The sequence below is a fragment of the Microcoleus sp. MON2_D5 genome (assembly GCF_036701905.1).
Lineage (GTDB): Bacteria > Cyanobacteriota > Cyanobacteriia > Cyanobacteriales > Microcoleaceae > Microcoleus.
Window position 1 is genome coordinate 1 of sequence record NZ_JAUBRM010000212.1, and the last position, 2,397, is coordinate 2,397.

Below are 2,397 nucleotides of genomic sequence, written 5' to 3' on the forward strand. Positions count from 1 at the left end.
CATCTTTTTTCACAGTTTTACTAGCTTTTTCATTTTGGCGCTTTTTTCATATATTTGCAAAAGTGAGATGCACCCAAACGAATTTTGCAGCCTATGTATCGCTCTACAATGGGAATAGCTCTAGTGAGGTGCCATAAACTCAAAAACACAATGCTGGAGCAGCCTAAAGTCGCAATTAAGAGCGGGTCATGAATGCTGAAGTAGATGAGTGAGGCTAGGCAAATGCCGAGGAATGGAAGGTCGCCCAGTTTGATTTTCTGTTGTCTTAACCAGCGTGATAATGAGTTGCGGTTTCGTTCATTTCTTGTTTGGTCTAAGTAAGTAGCCATGTCACTATCTCGATTAATTTAGTGCTTTAATGCTAATTTAAGTTGCATCTAATCCCTGCAAAATCGCCAAAAAAGGTGATTTTATACAGTGAGAGTGACCCCCTCCAAATGGAGGGTGCAAGTGAAAAAAGTTATTTCAAATTTCCATTTCGGTCTCAGTTTTTCTCGCTTCCTGCTTGTTGGAGTTCTGGTTTGGAGCAAGTTGCTGTTGGGAGAGGAGATTTTCAACTACTTCTGGTGGAATGTCGCACAGAAGTACCTCAAGATTACCTTTTTGGAGGCTAGCCTCAAAAACTATTTCGCTGTGAGAGTTAAAGCCTTTGACAGTACCCTTCAACTTGGATTTATCGCTGAATTCGACTTCAAAGTCGAGGCGCGAGCCCTGGGAATCGGTAAAGCTGACTTCATCCTGACCGCTTCTCTTTACCATTTCAGCTAGTCGCTCTTGGTTGAGAGCTTGTTGAAAAATCTTTAAGCGGTCGAGTTCTTCTTTTTCTTCAGGTTTCAGGAAGTCGTTTGTCACTTTCCATTCTCCAGTTTTATCCTGTACTGCTGAAAACAGTTCCTCGCCTTCCTTAGTTTTTAAGCTGACAGCGGTAGAGAAGTCAAAATTTGTTACATAAAGTTTGGCTTGTCCAAAATCAACCCCGTCTTCTAATGCAATGCCTTCCGCATTTGCTTCTTCTTCAGCTAAGCTGTAAATTTTTGCCAGTGTTGCTGCAAGTTGGGCGTCCTGAGTAAGATTTTTGGCTGTCACAGTGATTTTTTTAGCAGTAGCGCTAGCGCTGTTGCTAGCTGGGATTGTTGATTCTAATGAAATTTTTTCACCTATTTCTGTTGCGTTTTGTACGAATTGGTCGCTGAGGGATGGAGTTGAGCTGTCGGGCGGTTCTAATTTTGCCTCGCCAGCTTGAGCGCCTGTCTCGCTTTTTTGAAGAGAAAGTTTGTTCTCTAAAGCTTCTATTCGTTGTTCTAGGGTATCGAGTCGCTTTTCAAGTCGGTTGAGTGCTTCATTTATTTGTACGAGCTGTTCTTCAAAACTCGCCTCTGTGTCAATCTTAATAGAAGCCGTTTTTTCAGAATTGTTGTCTCTCACACGACCGGAAATTTTATCAACTTTTTCGTGGATTTTGCTAACAGCTTTAGCTAAGAGCATACCGGGTGTTGAGACAAATTCGGCATCCGGTTCAGGTAAAATGTTGTGTTCCGGTTCTGGCTCCGGTTCAGCTATTGGTAAAGCTTCGGATTCGACCGTTGCATCTGCCATTGAATCCGCTTCAGCCAAGTTGGTAACCCGCTGCGACAGCGAGTCAGCTCGCTGGCTTTGAGCTTGGAGCCTTTTGACAATACCGGCAACTTGGCGCTCTTGGACAGCCCCAAGAGCAGCTTCTATAATTTGAGAAGCTGCTTTTTTCCCCATCAGAGTAGCGAGAACCGCAACTTGAGTGCTCAGGCCGCTGACAGTTGTACCTTCTACCTCACTTCCAGAAATGGCTGTTCTACCACTAACTTGTACAGCAGCATCGAGGATACTATCGATGTTCTGGTCGTTTGATTTTTTGCCTTGAGGTCGCTGTTGGCTCGTTCGGGTTTTTGAAGGTGTGCGTGCTAAGGATTCAGCAACTTCTACCGCTTCATTTGTCTGAAGTTTTCTTTTGGCTTGGGATTTAGTTGATAATTCTTCGTCTTCCAAATCTTCTCGCTCAGAGTTTTGAAGGTGGCTTTTAGTTTGAGGCTTAGCTTTAGGTTGAGGTTCTTTGACTTCAAACTCATCTAGTTCACTTAGTTCATCTCTCGGAGAGCGGGTTAAGGGTTTAGATTTAAGCAGTAGTTCCTCCGACTCCAATTCCTCTAGGTCATCTTTTCGATGTCTATTTTTGTTTTTAGAAGTGGCTGAGGGTTTGTCATCCTCCCAAGTTTTTATTTCATCTTTTTTAGATTTGGTATTGGTTTTAGATTTCGCTCTGGGCAACGATTCCTCATCCTCTAACTGGGTGCATCTCACTTTTGCAAATATATGAAAAAAGCGCCAAAATGAAAAAGCTAGTAAAACTGTGAAAAAAGATGA

Annotated in this window: 1 protein-coding gene; it reads right to left on the reverse strand. The window is 42.8% G+C overall.

Translation table 11 applies throughout. From position 1 onward, the window contains the following. Positions 1–465: 465 nt before the first annotated feature. A partial coding sequence (locus QUA47_RS30690; RefSeq protein WP_333433606.1) for a hypothetical protein occupies positions 466–2,397 on the reverse strand: 1,932 nt, incomplete at its 5' end.